17 protein-coding genes and 2 rRNA genes (1 of these 19 cut by a window edge) are annotated in these 25,074 nt (G+C 45.0%); 7 read left to right on the plus strand and 12 right to left on the minus strand.

Going from position 1 to position 25,074, the window contains the following annotated elements:
• Positions 1-439 precede the first annotated feature (439 nt).
• Positions 440-2,878 carry a TonB-dependent receptor gene (locus tag KD145_RS16050; RefSeq protein WP_211999885.1) on the minus strand — a complete coding sequence of 813 codons (2,439 nt, stop codon included), beginning with the start codon at positions 2,876-2,878 and terminating at the stop codon, positions 440-442.
• Between the two features lie 514 nt (positions 2,879-3,392).
• Between KD145_RS16050 and KD145_RS16055 the strand changes: the two genes are divergently transcribed.
• From KD145_RS16055 to KD145_RS16070, 4 genes are all read left to right on the plus strand, one after another.
• Positions 3,393-4,187, plus strand: a complete 795-nt coding sequence (locus tag KD145_RS16055; protein WP_211999886.1) for an AraC family transcriptional regulator — start codon at positions 3,393-3,395, stop codon at positions 4,185-4,187.
• A 489-nt stretch (positions 4,188-4,676) separates the two neighbouring features.
• Entirely contained in the window at positions 4,677-5,120 is a 444-nt protein-coding gene (locus KD145_RS16060; protein ID WP_211999887.1) for an AraC family transcriptional regulator, read from the plus strand.
• A gap of 47 nt (positions 5,121-5,167) precedes the next feature.
• Entirely contained in the window at positions 5,168-5,611 is a 444-nt protein-coding gene (locus KD145_RS16065) for a hypothetical protein (RefSeq protein ID WP_211999888.1), read from the plus strand.
• A gap of 420 nt (positions 5,612-6,031) precedes the next feature.
• On the plus strand, positions 6,032-8,479 hold the full coding sequence (locus KD145_RS16070) for an alkaline phosphatase family protein (RefSeq protein WP_211999889.1): 2,448 nt from the start codon (positions 6,032-6,034) through the stop codon (positions 8,477-8,479).
• Between the two features lie 198 nt (positions 8,480-8,677).
• Here the strand turns inward: KD145_RS16070 and KD145_RS16075 are convergent, their stop codons facing one another.
• The 9 genes from KD145_RS16075 to KD145_RS16115 all read right to left on the minus strand — a co-directional run bounded on the left by KD145_RS16075 (position 8,678) and on the right by KD145_RS16115 (position 16,483).
• Positions 8,678-8,881 carry a hypothetical protein gene (locus KD145_RS16075; RefSeq protein ID WP_211999890.1) on the minus strand — a complete coding sequence of 68 codons (204 nt, stop codon included), beginning with the start codon at positions 8,879-8,881 and terminating at the stop codon, positions 8,678-8,680.
• Positions 8,882-9,059: 178 nt separating this feature from the next.
• Positions 9,060-10,730, minus strand: a complete 1,671-nt coding sequence (locus KD145_RS16080) for a serine hydrolase (RefSeq protein ID WP_211999891.1) — start codon at positions 10,728-10,730, stop codon at positions 9,060-9,062.
• Between the two features lie 151 nt (positions 10,731-10,881).
• Positions 10,882-11,082: a hypothetical protein gene (locus KD145_RS16085; RefSeq protein WP_211999892.1), complete on the minus strand. Its 201-nt coding sequence runs from the start codon at positions 11,080-11,082 to the stop codon at positions 10,882-10,884.
• A 153-nt stretch (positions 11,083-11,235) separates the two neighbouring features.
• Positions 11,236-11,589 carry a helix-turn-helix domain-containing protein gene (locus KD145_RS16090; protein WP_211999894.1) on the minus strand — a complete coding sequence of 118 codons (354 nt, stop codon included), beginning with the start codon at positions 11,587-11,589 and terminating at the stop codon, positions 11,236-11,238.
• 282 nt (positions 11,590-11,871) lie between these two features.
• Entirely contained in the window at positions 11,872-13,251 is a 1,380-nt protein-coding gene (gene mnmE / locus KD145_RS16095; protein WP_211999895.1) for a tRNA uridine-5-carboxymethylaminomethyl(34) synthesis GTPase MnmE, read from the minus strand.
• Between the two features lie 101 nt (positions 13,252-13,352).
• Complete coding sequence (locus KD145_RS16100) at positions 13,353-14,189, minus strand: energy transducer TonB (protein ID WP_211999896.1); 837 nt, start codon at positions 14,187-14,189, stop codon at positions 13,353-13,355.
• Between the two features lie 52 nt (positions 14,190-14,241).
• Positions 14,242-14,832, minus strand: coding sequence for a biopolymer transporter ExbD (locus tag KD145_RS16105; RefSeq protein WP_211999897.1), 591 nt, complete (start codon positions 14,830-14,832; stop codon positions 14,242-14,244).
• Positions 14,833-14,898: 66 nt separating this feature from the next.
• Entirely contained in the window at positions 14,899-15,561 is a 663-nt protein-coding gene (locus tag KD145_RS16110; protein WP_211999898.1) for a biopolymer transporter ExbD, read from the minus strand.
• Between the two features lie 67 nt (positions 15,562-15,628).
• Positions 15,629-16,483, minus strand: a complete 855-nt coding sequence (locus KD145_RS16115; RefSeq protein ID WP_211999899.1) for a MotA/TolQ/ExbB proton channel family protein — start codon at positions 16,481-16,483, stop codon at positions 15,629-15,631.
• 747 nt (positions 16,484-17,230) lie between these two features.
• On the opposite strand from KD145_RS16115, the gene KD145_RS16120 reads away from it, so the two are divergent.
• From KD145_RS16120 to KD145_RS16130, 3 genes are all read left to right on the plus strand, one after another.
• A complete protein-coding gene (locus tag KD145_RS16120; protein WP_211999900.1) occupies positions 17,231-19,780 on the plus strand; it encodes a zinc-dependent metalloprotease in 2,550 nt (849 codons plus the stop codon).
• 179 nt (positions 19,781-19,959) lie between these two features.
• Positions 19,960-20,994 carry a LacI family DNA-binding transcriptional regulator gene (locus KD145_RS16125; protein ID WP_211999901.1) on the plus strand — a complete coding sequence of 345 codons (1,035 nt, stop codon included), beginning with the start codon at positions 19,960-19,962 and terminating at the stop codon, positions 20,992-20,994.
• 37 nt (positions 20,995-21,031) lie between these two features.
• Positions 21,032-21,844: a hypothetical protein gene (locus tag KD145_RS16130; protein WP_211999902.1), complete on the plus strand. Its 813-nt coding sequence runs from the start codon at positions 21,032-21,034 to the stop codon at positions 21,842-21,844.
• Positions 21,845-22,249: 405 nt separating this feature from the next.
• Here the strand turns inward: KD145_RS16130 and rrf are convergent.
• Together rrf and KD145_RS16140 are read right to left on the minus strand one after the other, a co-directional pair.
• Positions 22,250-22,361, minus strand: a 5S ribosomal RNA gene (rrf, locus tag KD145_RS16135).
• Positions 22,362-22,480: 119 nt separating this feature from the next.
• Positions 22,481-25,074: ribosomal RNA gene (locus KD145_RS16140) — 23S ribosomal RNA — on the minus strand (it continues 284 nt past the right edge of the window).

Genomic DNA, 25,074 nt, shown 5'->3' on the forward strand with positions numbered 1-25,074 from the left:
TTTAATTAAAAAAATGACAATCTGGTCTTTGCTCCTCTGACTGATTCTTGGTTGAACTGATGATCTGGTAATAAAAAAGTTGCAGGTGTAATATTTACTCCCGACGAATACAGTAAAAATGTATCAGTCCTGGTAAAACGTTTTAGCTCTTTCTGAAAAAAAATAAGAGTTCCCCCTTGATTCAGTATTCTTATCTAGCAATTCAAACCTATGTAAACTTTTCTAGTTCCACAACTTTTTAATAGTTTTTTTACAAAAAAGTTAAAATATGATCATTTTTGATTAAAATAAAATCATTATACTATTCAAATTATCAAGACAAACATGAAAACTTTACAACGATTTTAGCATTTATGTGGAGGAAAGCAGGATTGAGTTCATTACCTGGATGATAAAATAAAAACGGCCGTCTTTATCAGACGGCCGCTTCAAAGAAATTTTAATTGCCCAATCCATTGCTCTTCACGCGTTTATGTTCTTCTTCTGTACCACTTTCGATTTGTTTTGCCGCTTTTACCTGACTGTTTCCGAAACGATAGGTAAAGGATACTTTAAATTGTCTGGTTTCCTGTTTACCCGCCGCCCAAATTTTCTGTCCGGCAAAATCCGAGCTGGCGCTCCACTTCAAGGTGTTGAACAAGTCGCTCACAGCTACTTTGATAGCAGCATTACCCTGCAATAGTTGTTTTTGCAGGCCGGCATCAGCACTCCAGATAGCTGCCGCCTTCATGCTACCCTGCCAGATGGAAGGAGTATTGTAAAAGGCGCTCAATTCTCCGGTCCACCCTTTCCCAAAACGGATGCTGTTTTGCAGGAATATATTCGCTCCATATACATCCAGATTCAACTCCCGGCCGGCGCCATAGGAAGCGTTGTATTTTGAATAATAACCATTCACATTGGCGAAAAGGCTATAGCTCTTATATTGAAAGGGAAAGCTGAAGGAGATACTGGTGATATCCTGTGCAGCCAGATTACGATTGGAGAGATACCCCTTCGTTCCATCAGCGGTATCCACCACCTGTCCAAATACATCTTTCACATGGCTGTAGCTAAGTGTTGTGTTTAACTGAAACTTATACGTATAGGTGAGGCTGATAGTATTACTATATTGTGGGCGAACTTGTGTACTCCCTTTGTGAAAAGTATATTCATTCAGCCGATATTCAAAAGGGTTCAGGTCTTTGTAAACCGGACGGTCAATCCGGCGACTGTATGCCAGCACAAACTGGTTGTTGGTTTTAGGTGCAAGCGTGAATGAAAGGTTCGGGAAAAAATCGAGATAGCTTTTATGGAATGACTGGTCTGTCGTCTGATCATTTTCCGCTTTTTTCCCTCCTGTCAATTCACCTTTTACTGTTGAGTGCTCAGCCCGTATGCCTCCCTGTAAAGAAAAGCCTTTGAACTCACGGGAATACCGGGCATACAATGCATTCACATTTTCGGTATAGCTAAAAAAATTACTGGCAGCATTATCCAGCACTGTTCTATCACCGGCTTCATTATACTGATTGAAAGTGTTATCGGTTTTAACATAACCAAACTTGCCGCCAATACCTAAACGTCCTTTAGCAAGTCCGTGTTCGTAATCAGCTTTTATTGAATAAATGTCAATATGAGTGGGACTTTCGATAAAATAGTTTTTACTGCCTGTTATTGTTTTGCCATCGGGTTGCAGGAAGGTGTTGGGTTGCCACTGGTCAGAATTCAATGAATAATTACCATAGTCACCATTTACTGTCAGGAGCCGGCCGGTACTATCTTTATAGGTGTAATTCAGGTTTACGTTTACGTTATTATTTTTCATGCTGTTGTTGTTGGTAGCATCCAATATGCGAGCCTCGCTGCCTGTTGGGTAATACATAATGGGTGTATAGTTGTGGTTTTCCAATGTGGGTGTGGCAAAGCTCCCATTCACCGTCAATCCGACTGAATTTCTGGTATCAAGCGTGTAATCAAGACCAGCTTTGACATTGTGGCTTCGGTTCTTAAAGAGTACCTCACTCTTTTGATCAAAGGCGGTATCCTTTACAATGCGATAAAGGTTGAAATCCATGCCAGACTTACCAAAAGCACCGGTATACGAACCAAAGGCGTTGAGTCTTTTGTTACGGTAGTTGAGCGAAAAACCATCATCCATCCTTGTATGACGGCTGATGCTGACACCTGCTGAGATGCTACCGTTTAAGCCCTGCGATTTATTCTTCTTCAGCCTGATATTGATGACACCTGCTGTACCGGCAGCATCATACTGTACTGAGGGGTTGCTGATGATTTCAACAGCTTCAATCTGAGATGAAGAAAGGGATTGGAGATAATTACTTAAGTCCTGTTCATTAAGTGGCGATGGCCTGCCGTCAATGTATACCTGTACACCATTCCTGCCATTCAGCGTCAGGTGATCATCTTTATCTACCATAACTCCCGGCGATTTGCGCAGCAAGTCCAACGCATGGCCCCCTATTGCATTGATGGTACCTTCTACATTCAATACGGTTTTGTCCGGCCTGACTTCTACCATAGGTTTACGCGCCGTTACGCCGATGCCCTTTAGATTACTGCTGGCTTTATGCAGATGGAAAGTGGGAAGGGTTATTGTCTTTCCCGAAAAATAGAACGGTAAAGAATAAAAGACATCAAAACCCACATAGCTGATAGTTATAAGTAGCGTATCCCGCGGCGCTTCTGAAAAAGCATAACTGCCATTCTCTGAGAGACTAAGCTTAATCAGTGAACTATCCTTTGCGCTAAGCAGGGAAACCGTGGCGCCACTGAGAGGTCCCCCTGTTTCATCGCTTATCGTGCCATGAATGCGCTGGGCCTGTAATGCAGATGCAAGAAGAGAAAATATCGGAAGAAGAAGTAAAATTTTTTTCATAATTTCTTTGTTGTGAGTATATTTTTCAGGCAAAAGGAAGGCTATACGACGCTCGCGCCTCGTTTAACCAAATAATTTATGTGCAGGGAGTTAATAGTTTGGCGTTAATGGGGCCGAACAAATTGGAAACAGGAAGAGCGGGAATAACGCTCTTCCCGGATGTTGCTTAGGCTCCGCAGCTGCAGCCACAAGTACAGGTACTGCCAGGACAGTTATCGCCGCAAGTGCAGGTATTGTTGTTCATAGTAGTGGTGGCGCAAGTGCATTTTTTTGTTTCCATGTTTTTTGTGTTTTTGATTATTGAATGATTTGATAACACAAAGCTACAATGGCAAAAAGGGTTCATTGTTACATCATGAAGTGGTAGATGTACATAATTCCAGGTTTTCGAAAAACGCTGCCGTAAGGCAATTCCCCGCTTGCTGCATCCTTATATAATTACCGGGGGAAGATCATTTCATGCTTGGTACTGCCATGCAATTGTGATAATTTAGCAGCTTCAATACGAAAGAGTATGCAATATCCCAAAGCCGCCATGTACCTGGGTTCCACCCGCAGTATGTTGATTTCCCCGCACCTGGTAACAGACGTTCATCAACACGTCGTTATTCAGTTTACCTGTTCGCTGGATGGAAAACCCTTCATTGTTTGGACGGAAAGTGACGGCTGGCAACAGGCAGAGGCTGTACTCATCGATTCGGCTGTTGCGCATAGTCTGAAAGAGTTTGATGGCTGGCAGGTCACTACCTGCATTATGCCGGATGTACAAACAGGACGCCTGGTTCAGGAGAAGGTTTTAGAGGGAAGACCTATTAAATACTATCTGGAGAAAGATATTCTACCAATAATAGAAGCCCTGCAAATGACACGCCGGCAGCTACTCACCGATAGCAACGTATTTAATTCGCTAACGGATACTGTTTTTCATTACCTCCTCCAGGAAACACCATTTAGGCCTCCACTCGATGACCGTATAAGGAAAGCGATCTATTTCATACGTCAAAACATTCACAACAAAATTTCTGCGGCGGCACTGGCATCAGAAGTGCACTTGTCTGAAAACCGTTTTTTGCACCTATTCCGGGAACAGGTGGGGGCCCCACTCCGGCAGTATGTTATTTGGCAACGGGTGGCAGTGGCAACCGAAACCCTGATGGAAGGTAAATCATCCAAAGAAGCCGCTTACGAGGCAGGCTTCTCCGATCAGGCGCATTTTTCCCGTACCTTTTTCCAGATGTTCGGAGCGCAACCCTCTGCTTATGCCGCACTTAAACCTCTTTACCATTTCGGATTCTTCCATAATATTTAAGCTATGAAGCTCCTCCTTAGCCGAGAATAGCCAGTTTATTCAAATCAACAGCTGTTTCATTCAAACTTACCAGGTTTCACCTTTGTAATTTTGCGCCATTATATAACAATCAATAGATAATGATGAAACAGCATTTAACTTCAAAAACAAATTACTGGCGCCGAATGTATTCAGGCGTTCTCAAAACCAAACTCGCCATCGCATCTATCTGGACCATGCCGCTGGAATGGAAACTGCTGTACTCCCTCCTCATAGTAATGACTTTACGATTAACTGTTATTGCAATCTCTGTAATTAAACAGCACTAAGCATTCAACGCAATTTTTCAGGAGATTATCAATCCCCCAAATAATAATGGAATTCGTTTATACCCTTCACGTTAAGAACATGGTTTGCCAACGATGCATTCTCATTGTCAAAAACATTTTGGCTTCACTGGATATTAGCGCGTCAGATGTGGATCTTGGAAGAATAACCCTTCTACATGAATTGGATATAAGTCGCCAAAAACAACTGGCAGATAGCCTTAGCAATATCGGACTGGAGATCATTGAATGCCGGGTGAATCAGCTTGTAGAAGAGATAAAACAAAGCGTAAGAGACTACCTGTCTCTGAGTCCCGACTCCCATCAATACAAGCTCTCAAGCTTTATATCAGGAAAACTGGCTTATGATTTCGGATACCTGAGCGATTTGTTCTCCAAAATGGAAGGCATCACTGTTGAGCGGTATTTCATGTTACAACGCCTTGAAAAAGTAAAGGAGCTGCTGGATTATGATCAATTATCACTTAGCGAAATTGCCTTTGAAGTCGGATTTAGCAGTGTTCACCACTTGTCTTCCCAGTTTAAAAAACTTACAGGCACTACTCCCTCCCAATACAAACAATTAGCCGTGAAAGAACGTAAATTCCTTGATTTGGTAGGCGTTTGAATTGAAATATCTTTCGAAACAAAATTCATTACCACCAACGATCTGACATGAAAGAAATCGTATACCCAATTGATCTGCCCTCACGTAACCACAATCACATGCAGGATAAAGAAGAAATAGAAAATCTTATTATTGACAATGTAAAAACATTGATAGAAGAAATTTACAATGACGATTTTCAGTTTAATGAAAGCTTTTGCCTGGATAATTATATTCAATCCCGATTGCCCATTACCCGGACCGAAGTGGAAATTTGGTTTATCGACAGGAATGAAAAAACTATCCAGCAATATGCGATGGAGGTACGGGTTAATAAAGTAAAGGAACTACTGGTCTATACCAATTTAGACCCGATTGCCATTGCGAGGAAACTAGGCTATTCTTCGGTTTGGATAATGTCAGATGAATTGATGCAATTAACCGGACTTCCAATTTCCTTTTTCCAGAATATCAAACAGCAAAAAGAAGACATGGCGAAGCGTCAACAGTAAAAACCTGCAGCTGAGATCTGATGAGTCTGGATGGATCATACTGCATCGTTACGTATCATTCTATTCCCGGCTTTTACCACGAATTCCCTAACTTTTCCATTCGTAACCAACTCCCCGATACAGAAAGTAATCAACATTAATTATTGCAAGATTAAACCGGCTGCCGTACTTTAGGATTTATTAATACAAGTTTAGCTATACTATATTAAGTTCATGAACCAATCCTGGGGAATGCGTTCTCTGATACCATTTCAATAACTGCTAAAATATATTATGAAGACAGTACAACATTCTTTTCTAAAAAGCATTTTTGCATGCTTTTTATTGGCTGCTCCAGGCATACAGGCACAGGTAATATCAAACAGTCCGGAACCAAGAAAGGATATCAGAAGCCCCGTAGATACTTCCTGGAACCAGTTTTTGGCGGGAGATAAACTGTTGGCAAATGGTCAATTACTGAATCCTGCAGGACAAAGCCTCAGTTTAACAAAAGGAACCAGGGTATTAAACCTGGAACTCGCTCATCAACAGCATATACTCATTGCAAAAACCAACAAGCGGCTGTCTTTTATTGATGCAAAAGATTTTAACACACTTAATTCCTTCGACTATCTTGATAAGGAATCAGGCTCAATGAATGGCCTTGCAGTAGATGACAACGATTCTACTATTTATTTTACCGGGTTGGAAAAGAATTTATATGTAGGAAATGTTAGCAGCTCAGGAACATTCACGCTTACAAAGAAAATCGATCTATCGGCCCATAATAAAAAAACCAACCCCTTAGGAATTGGATTATGTAAAAATAATATCGCCTTTGTAGCGCTTGCTATCACAAACGAGATTGCTGTTGTTGACCTTCCAAAAGGTAAGTTATTAAGCACGATCCCAGTAGGTGTTTGTCCCTATGCAATAATCATCAGCAAAGACAAAAAGCTGGCATTCGTGAGCAATTTCGGAGGGCCGCGTCCTGGGAAAGGGGATAGAACAGAAAAATCGGCCGGAACAGATGTTGCGGTGGATGAACGATCAGTGGCATTGCGTGGCTCCGTTACCGTAATTGATGTTCAGTCAAGAAAAAAGATTACCGAGATTGCTACCCGCATCCACCCGGAGTCAATGGTTTTATCTCCTGACGGTAAATCCCTTTATGTAACTGATGATAGCGGAGATGGCATTAGCGTGATAGATGTAAAGACCTTAAAAGTCGTGCATACAATTAATACCAAGCCGGATCCTTCTCTCCCCTATGGTAGCCTGACAACCGCACTGACATTCAGTTCCGACGGAAAAACACTATTGGCTGCCAATGCCGGCAATAATTCAATCGCACTCATTGATCCGACACATCCCGGGAAAGCCCCCTATGGCTTTATTGCAGCAGGTGGTTTTCCGGGAAGCATAGGTGTTAGCGGAAACAATTTATTTATTGGAAACGTGACTGCGTTGAAAGGGGAAGTGCAAAAGGTTGTACTCCCAACCAGTAAAGCTGAGGTAGATGCATATACAACAGAAGCCAGCAAAGGATTTCATTTTATAGAATTGTTAAGAGCACAGGCCACAGCCAATTTAAACGCTAAACCTAAACCCATCCCTGATAACCTCGGAGAACCAACTCCTATCAAACACGTAGTATATATTATTAAAGAGAATAAAAAATTTGACCAGGTGCTGGGGGACTTCGGAAAAGGTAACTGCGATCCCAGACTTGTTGAATTTGGGAAAGAGATAACCCCCAATACCCACGAACTGGCTAAACAATTTGTTCTCCTGGACAATTACTATTGTAATGGTGTTAATTCAAGCGACGGGCACCAATGGGCAATCCAGGGAATTACTACACCTTATCATGAAAAAGATTTTTCAAATGGGCATTGTGCCTATGATTTTGGAACAGATCCCCTGTCTTTTGCAGGTTGTGGTTTCATTTGGGATCACTTGCTGCGTAAAGGCATTTCATTCAGAAATTTTGGAGAAACAGACCTCGCTGAAATAACAAAAGGAAAGACCTGGACCGATGTATATAACGCCTGGAAAAATAAAAACGATTCCGCCCAGTACCAATGTTCGTACGCAATGAAAAGCCTGGAAAAGTACAGTGACTTGCGTTTCCCTGGCTGGAACATGAATATTACAGATCAGGTCAGGGCCGACGCATTCATCAAGGCACTGAAGGAATACGAAGCAGCAGGCAGCCTGCCTGAATTTATTATTGTCTATTTACCCAATGACCATACCAATGGGTATAGTGAGCATACACCTACTCCCCGCGCCTATGTAACAGACAACGACTGGGCAACAGGCAGAGTGGTGGAAGCCCTTTCGAAAAGTTCCTTCTGGAAGGATATGGCTATATTTATTAATGAAGATGATCCTCAAAGCGGCACAGACCATGTGGATGGCCATCGTTCATTCTGTTTGGTTGCGGGCCCTTATGTAAAGCGGGACACTATCATCAGTAATTTCTACAATCAATCATCTGTACTACATACCATCTGCCAGATATTCGGCGTACAACCCATGAATCAATTGGTCGCAGCAGCTCCGTTAATGACAGCGTGCTTTCAGCAAAACCCTGACTATACGGCTTACAATAGCCTGACGCCATCAATTGCCATCAACGAGATGAATCCCCCAAAGGAAATGATCAAAAATAAAACCACCGCCAGATTAGCGCCACTGACACAGAAAATGGATTTCTCCAGGCCGGATCTTATTGATAAGGATGCCTTGATATTTAGTGAGTATGTATGGTCCACCATACATGGTGACAAACCCTTTCCTAAAGAGTACTTCGGCGCACATCAGAAGGGCTTGAAAGCCCTCGGCCTGAAAGTAGACGCCAAATCCGGGGAAGATAATGATTAGTGCTGGCTGGAAAATGTAACGATGTCCCGTCCTGAAATGTTTTTATTTTAGGATGGGATAACATAAAAACGAGTAATTGCTTCCCGATACACACGTTATAAATCTTCTGCTATCATCATCCTTATTTTGGGTTTCACGTTTGGTTCATCAACGATCTTAGCATAACCTTTTAAGTGCTAAAGGACACTTGTCCAATTATCATGATCTGATGTTTTTACGTTTATCCACCAGATCACTAAAGAACTGTATAAGACACGCCTGCCGCTTATAATCTGACACAAAATCATACTCCTGGTTTTGCACAGCAATCTGTCTTTTAGCGCTGATGTTCTCTGCCAGCTGTTTGGTATTGGTATTAACTACCGGACATAGAAAAAGCCCTGCTGACAGGGCTTTCATCATATTACGCTATGAATGCTTTGTGTTGATTATTGCACTTTACTTCCCGTACAGAAACGGCCCGGGAGATGATGACGCCTGTTATATCGTGGGTTCAGGGGAAATAAAAGCGGGGTTGTGAATGATTCGTAACAAGTCTCGATAATGCTCATCCGCGCTAGGCTTTCACGCTCCCACCCAGCTATGGAGATGTTCGGGCAAAACGTAAATGCATCATTTCCCCGCTGTTGAGCTCAAACCCACTTATTCGACCTTTCTTGTCCCGGATGACCACAACGTGGTCCAGGCCGCCATCGCTAAGCAGGTGATCCGTGCCCAGCAAGGTGATCTTTGCGGGTAGGTGAGCAGCATTCGTAAAATATAGCTGGTGGTCCCTGAATTCAATCCGATACTGGCAATCCAGTTCGGGGCAGGTATAGGTCCCGGTATAACCTTGTAAGAGCTGGTCGGAGGGATTGACATCCTTGGTCCTCTCCAGGTAGATCGGCCGGGAAAGGGCCGGGCTATACAGGCTAACACCAACAGCTACCGCAGTTTGATGAAAATCATAGTGTACAGCCGGATTGCTGAGCGGGGAAAAATGCAACGCGGAATCGTTGACCAGCAGGGTCGTACCGTTCAGCCACAGACGTTTATCCCGGATCTCAAAACGGAGCCGGTAACCGTTCTCTGCAATATAGTTACCGGTAAGTCTTTGAAATTCATCCGGTGTTTTCAGTTCAGCAACAGCAGAGTCGCGTCTCATCGTGGGTGAGGCGGCCGTTTTTTGGCGCTTATCCGGTATGAATAAAGTGGCCAACTGGTTGATCTCGCCATAGATGTCATTGTTACCCGAATTACCGAACACAATAAAGCCGGTCCGGAGTTCAGGGTAAACGGCGATGATTGTCCGGAAACCCGCCAGGCCACCATTATGTACGTATTGCACCCAACCACGGGAAGTATTGACGTTGATACCCGAAGCATAAGGGATCTCGCGGCCATCGTTGAGCCGGCCCTTTTCGGTAAGCAACGCGATCGTTTGCATATCGCCCGCCCTGGGTTCATAAAAGTTCATGACCCAGTGTGCCATATCTGCCACACTCGTGAACAAGCCGCCATCGCCCAAGGTGTACACATTCTGGTAACTGTTCTTAAAGAGCTTGCCGTCTCCGGAAGTGTAAGAGGCTACCCGGTTAGTGACCAGTTCCTGGTTATCGTCTATAAACCGGCTGACGGTCATGCCCAGCGGCTGAAAGATATGTCCCGAGGTGAAGGAGCGGAAGCTTTCCCCGCTAACCGCCCTAACGATTTCAGCCAGCAATACATAATTGGAATTGGAGTAGGAGAACTTCTCACCCGGTGGGAAATTCAGCGTCCGTTGTTTTTTGAGCAGCTCCAGTGCCAGCTCCTGGGTAAGCATCCCGTCCGGCGGCAACCCCGCGATGACTGCAAGACCAATATCATCGCGTATACCGCTCGTATGGTTCAATAAATTGCGGACGCTGATCCGATGACCGAAGTCCGGCATCCAGGGCAGGTAAATATGCATATCATCATCCAGTTTCAGCTTGCCCTGCCGAGCCAGCAAGGCAATGGCATAGCCGGTGAGCTGCTTGGATACCGAGCACATATAGTATATACTTTCCGGTGTGTTGGGTACCTGGTGTTCCAGGTCGGCCAGGCCGTACCCTTTGGCATACAGCAGGGAATCATGCCGTACGATCCCAACTACGCAGCCCGGGGTATTGGGTGTAGCGTATTTTTGGAAAAGCAGGTCCACCTGTTTGGCCAGGGAGTCCGGCAGGGATTGGGCGTTGACCAAGGCAGTAGTCAGCAGGATGCTCAGTAAGATTAAGCCTGTTTTTTTCATCCTATATACTTTCAAGCTAAGATAGATCCGGAAACGGACAATAGCTAGCATGGAAAGGGAGACTTTTTCGGGGAAACCGATTAATGATGACAAATTTTGCTCATGATAATTTCGTTTTGGGGTTACTAATTAGAAGGAGATGAACGTATCATTACGTATCATACCATATCATTCTTCCTCTTGATTCATGCCACGAAGTCCCATATGCCTGCCGCGTATAATCTGACAGAAAATCATATTCCTTGTTTTGCACGGCAATCTGTCTTTTGGCCCTGATATTCTCTGCCAGTTCCTTCGTGCTGGTATTATGAAGCTTATCTGCTGCCTGTTTCGCTTTATCGAATAGGTACATCCCCAAAAATCACGTCTGGTAGGTTTACCTGTTTCAGGGTGTGGGATAGGTGGATAAAAATCCAGATACAGGCTTTGCCGGTCTTTAGAAATAGGCTTTTGCCTTAAAGTTACTTTGGTCATCTGCTTAGGTGGATATAGGTTAACAATGGGGTTAAAGAGTAAACATATCATTGATCCGTTGCCGGCTGATAATGGTGTGATTCCCGAATTTTATAGCCGGTAATGCGCGGCGTTTAATAAGCCGTTGCAATGTCCATCGGCTGACGCCCAGCAGCTTGCTGGCATCGGCGATGTTTAAAAACTCTTTGATTTTTACCTCTTCAATGGGCTTTGCCTTTATAGCCAGGGTTTCGCTGTCGCTCTGTTCCATCTTGGCAGCCCTTTGCCTTACCTTATAGAACATTTTCGCACAGTGATCACTGCACGTCTGGGAGGTGGTTTTCTTCGCCACGAAATCACGGCGACAATATTGGCAAACTCTGTTTACTCTAATGTTTGAACTCATTATCTATCAATGTTTTACACTGACAGTTCAGTAATGGTGCAGCATGGGGCTGTATGGGGCTACGTGGTGCAGAGTGGTGCAGAGTGGTGCAGTATGGTGCATTATCTCGCCTTTTAAATTTACGAAAACATTTCTATGCTTCGAGGTACAAATAAGGTACAAAAATGCCCAAAACAACGCGAAACAACCAAAACAAACGAAAACTACCGGACATAGAAAAAGCCCCATTGACGGGGCTTTCATCATATTTCACTATGAATGCTTTGTGTTATTTATGCCACTTTACTTCCCGATACAAAACTTACTGAAAATATAATCCAGCCTATCCTCATTTGTTACCTCACCGGTGATCTCTCCGAGGTAATGCAGGCTACGGCGTATATCCAGTGCGAGCAGGTCGCCGGGCAATCCGTTGTCCATACCGTTTTTCACGTCCTGGAGCGACTGCAGTACTTCCTGGAGGGCAGCATGGTGACGGGCATTGGTGATGATGGTGTCTTCGGTATTGATATCGCCGGCCATGACTTTCTGTACCAGTTTGTCTTTAAGATCCTGGATATGGTCGTGGTTTCTGGCGGAGATAAAGAGAATAGGCAGACCGTCGAATTTAGCGCGGGCGGCTTCATCTCCAGCTACATCGGTTTTATTGCCGACGAGGAGGAAGTTGACATTATCTGCTTCGAAGTCGTGTATTTGTTGTTGTATATCGGCGGCGGAGAGTTCGTTGACATCGAAGAGGTATACCACTACGCCTGCTTCGCGTATTTTTTCCATGGTTTTCTGTACACCGATGGTTTCGATGGTATCGCTGCTGTCGCGGATACCGGCGGTATCGATGAGTCGGAAGAGGATGCCGTCGATATTGAGTATTTCTTCGATGGTATCGCGGGTGGTACCGGCAATATCGCTGACGATGGCTCTGTTTTCGTTGAGCAGGGTATTGAGCAGGGTGGATTTACCGGCATTGGGTTTACCAACGATGGCAGTATTGACGCCATTTTTGATGACGTTACCCATGCGGAAAGAGTCTATCAGGTGTTGGATGATGGTGGTAGCATTGCTGACAAGGGCGTACAGGCGTGTTCTGTCGGCAAATTCCACGTCTTCCTGGCTGAAGTCCAGTTCCAGTTCTATGAGGGCCGAGAAAGTGATGAGTTGTTCCCGGAGGGCATGTAATTCTTTGGAGAAGCCGCCGCGCATTTGTTGCATGGCGGTTTGATGGGAGGCGGCAGAGTTGCTGGCGATAAGATCGGCAACAGATTCAGCCTGGGTAAGGTCCAGTTTACCATTGAGGAAGGCGCGCTGGGTGAATTCGCCTGGTTTGGCAAGGCGGGCGCCTTTATCGACGGTGGCGGCGATGATTTGTTGCTGGATATAGGGAGAACCGTGACAGGATATTTCGATGACATCTTCTCCGGTATAGGACCGCGGGCCTTTGTAGAGGCTGATGACTACTTCATCGATGATTTTACCGTTGTGTACGATATTACCGAAGTGAAGGGTATGGCTGGCCTGGAGGTCCAGGTTTTTGGCCGGGAAGAGGCTGTTACAGATGGGAAAAGCATGTTGACCGCTGAGCCTGATGACGGCGATGGCGCCGATTCCTGGCGCGGTGGCTACAGCTACGATAGTATCATCAAATCCTGTTAATTTTCCCAGCATACCGGTATATCATTTTTTTTAGAAAGGCAAAGGTACTAAAAATCAAAAGCCCCGTTTCAACGTAGGTTGAAACGGGGCTTTGATTATCGTTAGTGATAGTACTACTCTTGGAGAGTGAAGCGGATCGGGAGGTTGAACTGTACAGAAACCTGGCGTCCGTTTTGTCTACCAGCTTTCCATTTAGGCATGGATCTTACCACGCGTACAGCTTCTTCTTCCAGACCACCACCTTTTGCGGCGCCTACTGTTTTCACATCTTTGATGTTACCTTCAGAGTCAACCACAAACTGTACGAATACAGTACCGGAGATACCGTTTTCCTGCGCAACGCGAGGGTAACGGATATTTTTGCTCAGGTATTTGGCCAGTGCGTCCTCGCCACCAGGGAAGGTAGGAGGCTGCTCTACGAAAGTGAAGATTTCTTCTTTAGCAGGAGCAGGAGGCGCTTCTACCACACCAGTACCTTTACTGTCTTCCAGCAGACCCGCATCGATACCGTTCGGGTCACCTTCTACGGTTTTGGTGCTGATGGATTTGTCTTTAATTTCTGCCTGTTTTGGAGGTTCTTCATCCGGTGGTACTTCATTATCTTTTTTGATCACCGGAGGAGTGAACTGTACAGACGGTTTAACCGGCGGCGGCGGTGCCGGCGGAGGAGGAGGCGGCGGAGGTGTTTTCGGATCATCCGGGAGTTTCACGTCCTCCATCTTGATTTCCTGTATCACCGGCTTCTTATTGTTATCACCTTCAGAAGCTTTTACATAATTAGTGATGATATAGGCCAGGAAAAATACAAGAAACAGGGAAACGGTACCCAGAATGGCATTCCGCACACGCTTATTATACTGCTTCCTCAGATCATAAGCCCCATACTCCTTGTTCCTGCCTTCAAACAGGATATCAAGAAAATCGGACTTTAAGACTTTAGCTGAATCCATTGTTAATGTTAATTTTTATAGATGGATGCAAAAATTGATTAATTCCACAAGACTATTTTACACCGTTAGCAGCTTCTGTCTGCTTAATCCACACTTTGTCCTGATCGCTGATGTCTACAGTTGCATAACGCTGTATACGGTTGATAGCCATTTCGTCCAGGATGTCCACAAAGTTTGCGTAAGTAGCGTCATCATTTGCTTTAATGATTACCACCACATCTTCTGGTTCACCTTTTGCATTCCTGGTTTTGGACACTTCATCTCTTTTTTTGATGATTTCATCCCTGATTCCTCCTTTGTTGGCAAAGCTGGTTGCTTTAAAGAAGTCAGGGTTTGCTGCCGCGTTAGGGTCTTGTGCCAAACCTTCGTAATAATATACTCTATTGTCTTTACCAAGTAAGATGGTCAGGGCAGTACTTTCTTTTACTTTGTTCTGGTCCTTTTCTTCCTTGGTATCTTTTGGCATGATCAAGTCCATTGTTTTGGGCTTGCTCATGGTAGTGGTAAGCATGAAGAAGGTAATCAGGAGAAAACCTAAATCCACCATGGGCGTCATATCTACACGGGTCGACTGTTTCTTCGATTTCGTCCCACCGTGTTTCTTCCCTTTCCCACCACTACTACTGGTATCCATTTCTGCCATAGTAGCCAATTTTTTTAGTTCTTAAATCAGTAGCCTCCCAGGTCAGGGAGTGGTTGCTACCGTTTACTACTCTTTTTTACCACCTGATGCCTGTTCTTCTTTCCAGGCTGCAGTTCCCTCAGGAGCTGATTTCAGGTTGGTTACCAGGTTGAGTTTCTGGATATGTTTCGCTTTGAAAGTATCCAGAATTTCCTTGATCTTGGGATAAGGAGTACCGTTGTCCGCTTTGATACAGTACTTCAGTTTGTTGAAGTTACCGCCTTGCGCTGCCATGCCATACTCAATCCAGGCACCTAATTCGTTATTTGCAGAATCTGTCGGGATTCCTTTGTCAAGACCCTGTTTTTTACGCTGTTCTTCAGAAACAGACAGGTAAGTTTTCAGGTCTTTAATGGGAGTTCCGACGCTCGCACCAGTTACAAAGTTTTTGATTTCTTTGTCGTCCAGGCCAAGTTTATACTGCGTGTTCAGATCTTCGATCAGCTTTTTTCTTTTAGGCTGGCCATCCATGCTGAAAAACACTCTTCCGTCCTTATCTACTGTGAATAACAGCACGTCAGAATCAGGCAAAAGGGTTGTGTTGATAGAGGACGGGGTAACTACCGTTACCGGTTCATCCGGTTTGAACTTAGTTGCCAGCATAAAGAAAGTTAAGAGCAGAAAAGCCACATCACACATTGCTGTCATGTCAACTAGCGTGCTTTTCCTGGGCATTTTAACTTTAGGCATCTTTACTTTTTTTATGGTTTACTTTAATTAGATTCAAAACCGCTGAAATTCCACAAAATAGTTGTGATTATTTGTGATTTGCAGCAAAGCTCTGTGTTAAAGTAAAGCCAGACTCGTCAATAGCATAAGTGATGCCATCGATATTGGTAGTAAAGTAGTTGTACATGATGATCGCAATAGCAGAAGTACCGATACCCAGAGCGGTGTTGATCAACGCCTCAGAGATACCTAACGCCAGCTGAGCAGAGTCTGGTGCACCACCGGAAGACATCGCTGCGAACGCCTTGATCATACCCAATACGGTACCGAACAGACCCAGCAGGGTAGCTACGGAAGCAATGGTAGACAGGAACACCAGGTTCTTTTCCATCATAGGCAGTTCCAGTGCAGTTGTTTCTTCAATTTCATTTTTGATGGTCAGAATCTTCTGATCTGTGTCCAGCTCAGAGTTAGTAACCATTTCTTTGTACTTTTTCAGACCAGCTTTCAGTACGTTACCAACAGAACCTTTCTGTTTGTCGCACTCAGCCAGAGCTGCGTCAACATTTTTGTTAGCCAGGTGATATTGTACTTTACGTACCAGCTCAGAACCGCTGAACTTACCTTTAGCTTTTGCCAGGTACAGGAAACGCTCAATTACGAAAGTCAAGCAAATCAGTAATACAGAAATCAATACCGGTACCACATATCCACCTTTGTAAACAGTACCTAACCACTTGCCAATACCAGAATCGATCGGATGTGCCTCTGGATTATTACCTTGGAAGTTGGCTGGATTACCTAATACAAAGAAGAAAAACAGAAAACCTATCACCAGACAGATAGGTACAGCCAACGCCGCGAACAGGTTGGACGACTTTGTAGGTTGATGAGAAGAAGCCTTAGCTGTAGCTGCAGTCACAGTTGTTTTAGTCTCAGCCATGTTGATTGAAATTTTAGTGTTAAAAATTAAACTATTGTTTGTTAGAAGTTACGATTTTACTATTTCACACTGGTGGAATGCCACACAGCACTCAATTTACTCTTTAATAAGCGATTCGCAAAGTTATAAGGTTGGCCCAAAAAAACAAGTGCAGCCCAAAAAAACCCAAAAAAATTAACCTAACCCCTCAAATGCCCTACCATAGGGCCTTCCCATCACTCGTTTTTTTGTTTTGAGCAAACACTTACGTCAGCAAATAACCAATAATTGCAGTCCTCTTAAATTGTTACTGTCCCAAAAATTTGAAAGCTGTTGATTTTTTTTCAAAGTTGGACGCACAATTTAAGAAAAAATTCAAATGTTCCAACAGAAATCTTACAAAACTGAGAACATATTTATTCCCGCGCCAGTCAACACTTTGAGCGCCCGCTAATTGGTTTTAGCCTGCCATTCTGCACATACTTCTATTTCCCCCAACTCCAAATCCACTACTGTCGCGGCAAATCCTCTTCTGCCTGCTATAAATGCTATATAAAAATATTATATACTATAACAATAAATGATTACATAAAAAAGTTGGTACGGCAACTACTGTTTTGACGTCCATCCCCCACCTTTACCCCTACTTTTTTCCATTCTTATACCCTTTTCCCGCGCTTATGGATTTTCCTCATAAGTTAATACTTTATGTACTTACTTGCAATCCCATTTTTTAAAAAGTGAACGTTACACAAAACCAATCATTCAATGTACAAATCAATCAATCTGAAACTGATGGTCGCTGTTGCCGGCTTAGCCTGCATCGGCTCATCCGTTTCCTTTACCGCTAATGCACAGCGGAAAAAGAAATCTGCCGCGCCAACTCCAGCTGCCGCTCCAGCTAAAGACACTACTGCCAAACCTTCCATGATCAAGCCCGGACCTAAAACCGGACCTAAACCTTTCGCGGAGATCATCACTGATAAAGCCTCCGCTGATTCTGGCCTGTTCAATATCTACAAACAAGATGACCGCTACTTCTTCGAAATAGCAGACTCCCTCCTCGGCAGAGACATCCTCGTTGTAAACAGGCTGTCCAAATCCGCCGCAGGCCTGCGCGTACAAATGATGGGCTTCTCCGGTGACATCATCGGCGAAAACGTTGTCCGTTTCGAAAAAGGACCCAACAACCGCATCTTCCTCAAAAACATCTCCTACTCTGATGTATCCAAAGACTCCACACAGCCCATGTTCACCGCTGTGATGAACTCTAACCTCCAGCCCATCGTAGCCGCCTTCGATATCAAAGCCCTCTCCAAATCAGGACACGGCAGCGTTATCGACCTCACCGAATATATCTCCGGCGACAATGACGTGCTCTTCTTCGATGGCACTATCAAAAATATGATGAAACTCGGTGGCGTTCAACCGGATAAATCCTACATCTCCGATGTAAAATCCTATCCGATGAACACCGAAATCAAAACCGTTAAAACATATAGCAAAGCCGGCCAGTCTATGCCAGGCTTCCCACCGGCTCCGGGAGGCAATGCTACCGTTGAGCTCAACAGCTCCATGGTACTGCTCCCCGCCGTCCCCATGCAGCCACGCTACTTCGATCCCCGGGTAGGTTTCTTCACTACCCGTGTCACCGATTTCGACGCCGATCCGCAAGGTGTAAAACAACTCCAGATGATCACCCGCTGGCGCCTGGAACCCAAACCGGAAGACATGGAAAAATACAAACGCGGTGAACTCGTAGAACCTAAGAAACCTATCGTGTTCTATATCGATCCAGCCACCCCGGCTAAATGGCGCAAATATCTTATCATGGGTGTCAACGACTGGCAGTCCGCCTTCGAAGAAGCCGGATTCAAAAATGCCATCATCGCCAAAATGGCCCCTACCAAAGAAGAAGATTCTACCTGGTCTATCGAAGATGCCCGCTTCTCAGCGATCGTTTACAAACCGTCTGATGTTCCCAACGCCAGCGGCCCTCACGTACACGATCCCCGCTCCGGTGAAATCCTCGAAAGCCATATCAACTGGTACCACAACGTAATGCGTCTGCTGCGCAACTGGTACTTTGTTCAGGCTTCTCCCAACGATCCACGCGCCCGCAATATGCAGTTCAGCGATGAACTCATGGGTGAACTCATCCGTTTCGTGTCTTCCCATGAAGTAGGCCATACCCTCGGACTTCGCCATAACTTCGGCTCCAGCTCCACCTATCCGGTAGAAAAACTCCGCGACAAGGAATGGGTGAAAAAGAACGGCCACGCCGCCTCTATCATGGACTACGCCCGCTTTAACTACGTGGCACAGCCTGGCGACGGCATCAGCGGTGCCGATCTCTACCCTCGTATCAACTACTACGACAAATGGGCCATCCAATGGGGCTACAAACTCCTCCCCAATGCTAAGTCAGCAGAAGCAGAGGTAGCTGTACTCAATAAAATGACCATCGAAAAACTGAAAGACAAAAAATACTGGTTCGGTACAGAATCCAATCCAAATGATCCCCGTTCCCAGAACGAAGATCTCGGAGACAATGCCATGAAAGCCAGCGCCTACGGTATCAAAAACCTGCAGCGTATTATGCCTAACCTCCTGACATGGACAAAAGTGGAAAACGAAGGGTACGGTACCCTCGCTGAACTTTATAAGGAAGTTGTCAGCCAGTTTGGCCGCTATATGGGACACGTAACCAAAAACATCGGTGGTATTTACGAAACACCTAAAACTGTTGAAGAAGAAGGTGCTGTATACGAATTCGTACCAAAAGCCATCCAGAAAGAAGCTGTTCAGTTCCTCTCCCAGCAACTGTTTACTACGCCTAAATGGCTGGTAAACCAGGACCTGATGAACCGTACCGGTAGCACCGGAATAGGCCTGGTAATGTCTGTACAGACACCTGTGCTCGGCAAAATCCTGTCTGTCAATACGCTCAATAAACTGAGCGCAGGGGAAGCAGCGCTGGGTAACACCGCCTACCAGCCGCTGGAAATGCTCAACGACATGAAAAAAGCCATCTTCAGTGAAATCTACACTCACCAGCCGATAGATGTATATCGCCGTGGGCTGCAGCGTACTTATGTAGACAACCTCACCGCCATGATGGCGCCTCCTGCTCCCAGCCAGATGCCAGGTTTCAGCGCACCGGATGCCAGCAAATATGATGCTACCGCCATCTGCCGTGCTCACCTCTCCTCACTCAGAAATGAGCTGCGCGGTGCCGCCGCCAGTGGTGATGCCATGACCCGCAACCATATCCTCGATCTGGTTGCCCGCATCTCCAGTACACTGGACCCGAAATAACGCAGAAGTATATACGAAAATAAAAAGGGTGCGACCGGATAGTCGCACCCTTTTTATTGCTATAGCTAATAACAGCTGTATTCACCTCCATTTCATTATTCCGCCTTCACCCCACGTATTTTTATTATTGCGGAAATTGCTTAATATAGCTCCATATTTAAATAAATCCAGCCTCAAAAGTGAAAGAGCGAACCAATAAAATAACGATATACGACATTGCTCAAAAACTGAACCTGTCTGCCTCCACTGTATCACGCGCTTTGCAGAACAATCCGCTGATCAATGAAGAAACACGGGAAAAAATTCAGGCAACAGCAATGGACATGGGTTATGTACCCAACTGGATAGCCTCCAGCCTGCGTAAAAAACGTTCCAATATCATTGGGCTGATCGTGCCTCGTACCTCCATGTATTTTCAAAGTACAGCTATCAGCGGTATTCAGCATGAAGCACACAAATACGGCTTCAGTATCGTAATCGGCCAGTCCGATGAAACAGTAGCCATGGAAAAAGAACTGGCCCACACTTTCTACTCCCTGAGGGTGGATGGCCTCCTGGCTGTAGCCTCCATGTTCACTACCAACTTCGACCATTTCAGTCCCTTCATAAAAAACAATATTCCACTCGTATTCTATGATCGTGTGCCAGTGGACTTCCCCGGTTATACCATCACCGGAGATGATTTCAAAGGCGGATTTCTCGCCACCGAACACCTCATCAAACAAGGCTGTAAACGGATTGCCCATTTTTCCGGCCTGCTCACCTGTAACCTTTATCAGCAAAGACTTTCAGGATACAAGGAAGCACTCGCCAAATACAATATTCCTTACGATGAACAACTCGTATACATTCATAACCTTACCATGGATGCCGCGGCACAGGCAGCCCGTGAACTGTTCGACAAAGGCAATCTGCCCGATGGTCTGTTTACTGCCAACGACAGTTCTGCTGTAGCCTTTATACAGGAAGCCAACAAACGGAACATTGCCATCCCTGAGCAAATAAAGGTGGTCGGCTACTCCAATGATCTGTCTTCCCGCATTATCTCCCCTTCATTAAGTACCATTGAGCAATCAGGGTATAATATGGGGCAAAAGGCCGTTGAAACGATCGTCAAACTGATCAATCATGAAGAAGGTGGTAAAGTCACCAAAAATTTTGTCTTCCCTGTAGAACTTATCCAGCGGGAGTCTACTATGATTAAAAAACCATAATCCTAAATCGGTCATACTGATTTCAACCTACAACTTTATGAAACGTCATTACTATGCAGGACTGCTCCTGCTGAGTGTACTGGGCATAACTTCCTGCAACCGGCATATTTATGCTCCCAATGCGGTCAATGTACCGCTGCTGAAAGAGAAAAATGAGTTTAAAGCCAGTATTTCTCCCAATAACCTGCATACAGCCTTTGCTATCACTGATAATATCGCCATCATGGCCAATGGTCAGTATGTATATAAGCTGGCCCCTTGGGACAATGATCAGAGTACAAATGATCTGTTTCTTGATCAGGACCTCCGGGGAGGTGTTGTAGAAGGCGCTGTTGGCTTTTTTAAGCCCCTGGACAAGAAGAAAAGGATGGTGTTTGATGTTTATGCAGGTGGCGGCGCAGGTGGCTTTAAAACGCTCGCAGCGCATAATACCGAGGCATCAGCTAATCCCAACGATTATCTGTTGAAAAACAGGTTTTCCAAAGTCTTCATCCAGCCCAGCATTGGTTTTGTACATCCCGTTATTGAAGCGGCGTTCAGCAGCCGTTTTTCCATGCTTAATTTCTACAATTCGCAGATAGGTTCCCGTGCATTTGAAAATAATACTACCGCAAAAGACGACTTTCTCCGCGTTGCAGATAAACCAATTGTTTTTTACGAGCCGGCCTTTACTTTCCGTGTAGGGTATAAGTATGTGAAGTTTCAAACCCAGTTATTGTTCTCCATTCCGCTGAACGATGAGAACTTCAGTCAGTATCAAACGAATCAGTATTTTCAGCAGGTAGGATTCATGATGGGTGCCTCCGTCAATATTGCCCACTGGTATGATAATTTCAGGAAGAAACGATAATCTCTTTTGATTCCCACATAGATTTCCCCTTCGTCTGGACAAATACTAAGATGAAGGGGAATTTTTTTGAGAAGAATATTTAGCAGAAAAGCCTGATAGATCCTGCCTGATGCTGATGTTGAAGAAAGGAAGACGGTTATTATTGGGGGAGATGTTTACCGTTTGCCGTTTATAGCAGGTAGAAGAAGAATGATTTTCCCCTTGTCAGGAAGAAGCTTAACACCTTTTGTGACGGATAGAATAGAAAACCTTTGAGAGAATTTTCCCGGATTACTTTATGAGAGCAGATATATAATGTTTCTCCCGGATTGTTTTTATTGGTGATCTGATTGGTGAAAAGAGAAAGATGAAAAGGGCATAAATAAAAAAAGCCTCAGTGTAAAACACCAAGGCTTTTTTCAATAAATATGGCAGTTACCTACTCTCCCGCATGATAGTGCAGTACCATCGGCCATGAGGGGCTTAACTTCTCTGTTCGGAATGGGAAGAGGTGAACACCCTCGGCATAACCACCATAAGATCTTTAGCTGTGATGATCACTCATCTGAGATGCAGGGGCTTTCGCTTGCCTTATCTCCAGCTGATAATAAGATAACATATTGGGAAAGTCGTATACGAACTTTGCAGTAATAAATAAAATTAAAGCTTACGGGCAATTAGTATTACTCGGCTTTGATGTTACCACCTTTACACCTGTAACCTATCAACGTCGTAGTCTCCGACGGCCCTTAAAAGTAAACTCATCTTGAAGCAGGTTTCACGCTTAGATGCTTTCAGCGTTTATCCTGTCCGTACATAGCTACTCTGCACTGCACCTGGCGGCACAACAGATACACCAGCGGTACGTACGACCCGGTCCTCTCGTACTAAGGTCATGTCTCCTCAATTTACTAACGATCACAACAGATAGGGACCGAACTGTCTTGCGACGTTCTGAACCCAGTTCACGTGCCACTTTAATCGGCGAACAGCCGAACCCTTGGGACCTTCTCCAGCCCCAGGATGTGACGAACCGACATCGAGGTGCCAAACCTCACCGTCGATATGAGCTCTTGGGTGAGATCAGCCTGTTATCCCCGGAGTACCTTTTATCCTTTGAGCGATGGCCCTTCCATACAGAACCACCGGATCACTTTAGCCTGCTTTCGCACCTGCTCGGCTTGTTTGCCTCACAGTCAAGCACCCTTATACTAATGCGCTCTGCGTACGATTACCAACCGTACTGAGGGTACCTTTGCGAGCCTCCGTTACCTTTTAGGAGGCGACCACCCCAGTCAAACTACCCACCAAACAATGTCTCCGTTGCCGGATTAGACTCTAAATAACAGAAGGTTGGTATTTCAACGATGACTCCACAACTCCTGGCGAAGCTGCTTCATAGTCTCCCAACTATCCTACACATCTGGCATTCAAAATCAATGTTAAGTTGTAGTGAAGGTTCACGGGGTCTTTCCGTCCCGTTGCGATTAACCGGCATCTTCACCGATACTACAATTTCACCGAGCTCGTGGTAGAGACAGTGTACAACTCATTAGACCATTCGTGCAGGTCGGAACTTACCCGACAAGGAATTTCGCTACCTTAGGACCGTTATAGTTACGGCCGCCGTTTACTGGGGCTTCAGTCAGAAGCTTTGGATTACTCCGAACATCCTTCCTTAACCTTCCAGCACCGGGCAGGTATCAGGCTCTATACGTCATCTTTCGATTTTGCAGGGCCCTGTGTTTTTGTTAAACAGTTGGTTGTACCATTTTACTGAGACCACATTACTGTGGTACGCCTTATCCCGAAGTTACAGCGTCAATTTGCCTAGTTCCTTTACCACGGATCACTCGAGCGCCTTAGAATACTCATCTCGACTACCTGTGTCGGTTTACGGTACGGGCTGCTATAAACGAACCTTAGAAGTTTTTCTTGGAAGTCTGATTAGGGACATTATCAGCGCTGCCGAAGCTTTGCTGTACTATCAGGTTCAGCACCATCTGCGGATTTTCCTACAGTCAGTATACCTACACCCTTTAACGCACTATTCCGTAAGTGCGCAGTCCTTTCACTACTCCGTTACTCCATCGAATTTATAGCAGGTACTGGAATATTCACCAGTTTGCCATCAGCTACGCCTCTCGGCTTTGCCTAAGGACCCGACTAACCCTGATCCGATTAGCGTTGATCAGGAACCCTTAGTCTTACGGCGATAAGATTTTTCATCTTATTTATCGTTACTTATGCCTACATTTTCTTTTCTAAACGCTCCAGCATGTCTCACAACACACCTTCGATGCAGTTTAGAATGCTCCCCTACCGTCTAGCATTGCTGCTAGGCCTAAAGCTTCGGTTGTATGTTTGATGCCCGATTATTTTCCGTGCCCAAACCCTCGACCAGTGAGCTGTTACGCACTCTTTAAATGAATGGCTGCTTCCAAGCCAACATCCTGGCTGTTTTAGGATTTGAACCGCGTTTGTTCAACTTAACATACGATTAGGGACCTTAGCTGTTAGTCTGGGTTATTTCCCTCTCGGCCATGGACCTTAGCGCCCACAGCCTCACTCCTGGAGATTATGTTATAGCATTCGGAGTTTATTAGGGTTTGGTAGGCGGTGAAGCCCCCTAGCCCAATTAGTAGCTCTACCTCTATAACACGTCTATATCCAAGGCTGTTCCTAAAAACATTTCGGGGAGAACGAGCTATCTCTCAGTTTGATTGGCCTTTCACCCCTATCCACAGGTCATCCCATAGCTTTTCAACGCTAATGAGTTCGGACCTCCAGTTGGTTTTACCCAACCTTCATCCTGCCCATGGATAGATCACAAAGTTTCGCGTCTACCCCCACTGACTAAGCGCTCTGTTAGAACTCGCTTTCGCTGCGGCTCCGGTACTGAAGACCTTAACCTCGCCAGTGAGGAGTAACTCGTAGGCTCATTATGCAAAAGGCACGCCGTCACTCTTTCGAGCTCCGACCGCTTGTAGGCGCACGGTTTCAGGAACTATTTCACTCTCCTGTTCGGAGTACTTTTCACCTTTCCCTTACGGTACTGGTTCACTATCGGTATCTAAGGAGTATTTAGCCTTACCAGATGGTGCTGGCAGTTTCACACAGGATTCCTCCGGTCCCGCGCTACTCAGGATACTACACGTCCATCAGAATTTCTGTCTACAGGGCTATCACCTGCTACGGCTCATCTTTCCAGATGATTCAACTTGATCTGACTTTCTAAAAGTAGTCCTACA

The sequence above is a fragment of the Chitinophaga sp. HK235 genome, assembly GCF_018255755.1.
In the GTDB taxonomy this organism is placed as follows: domain Bacteria; phylum Bacteroidota; class Bacteroidia; order Chitinophagales; family Chitinophagaceae; genus Chitinophaga.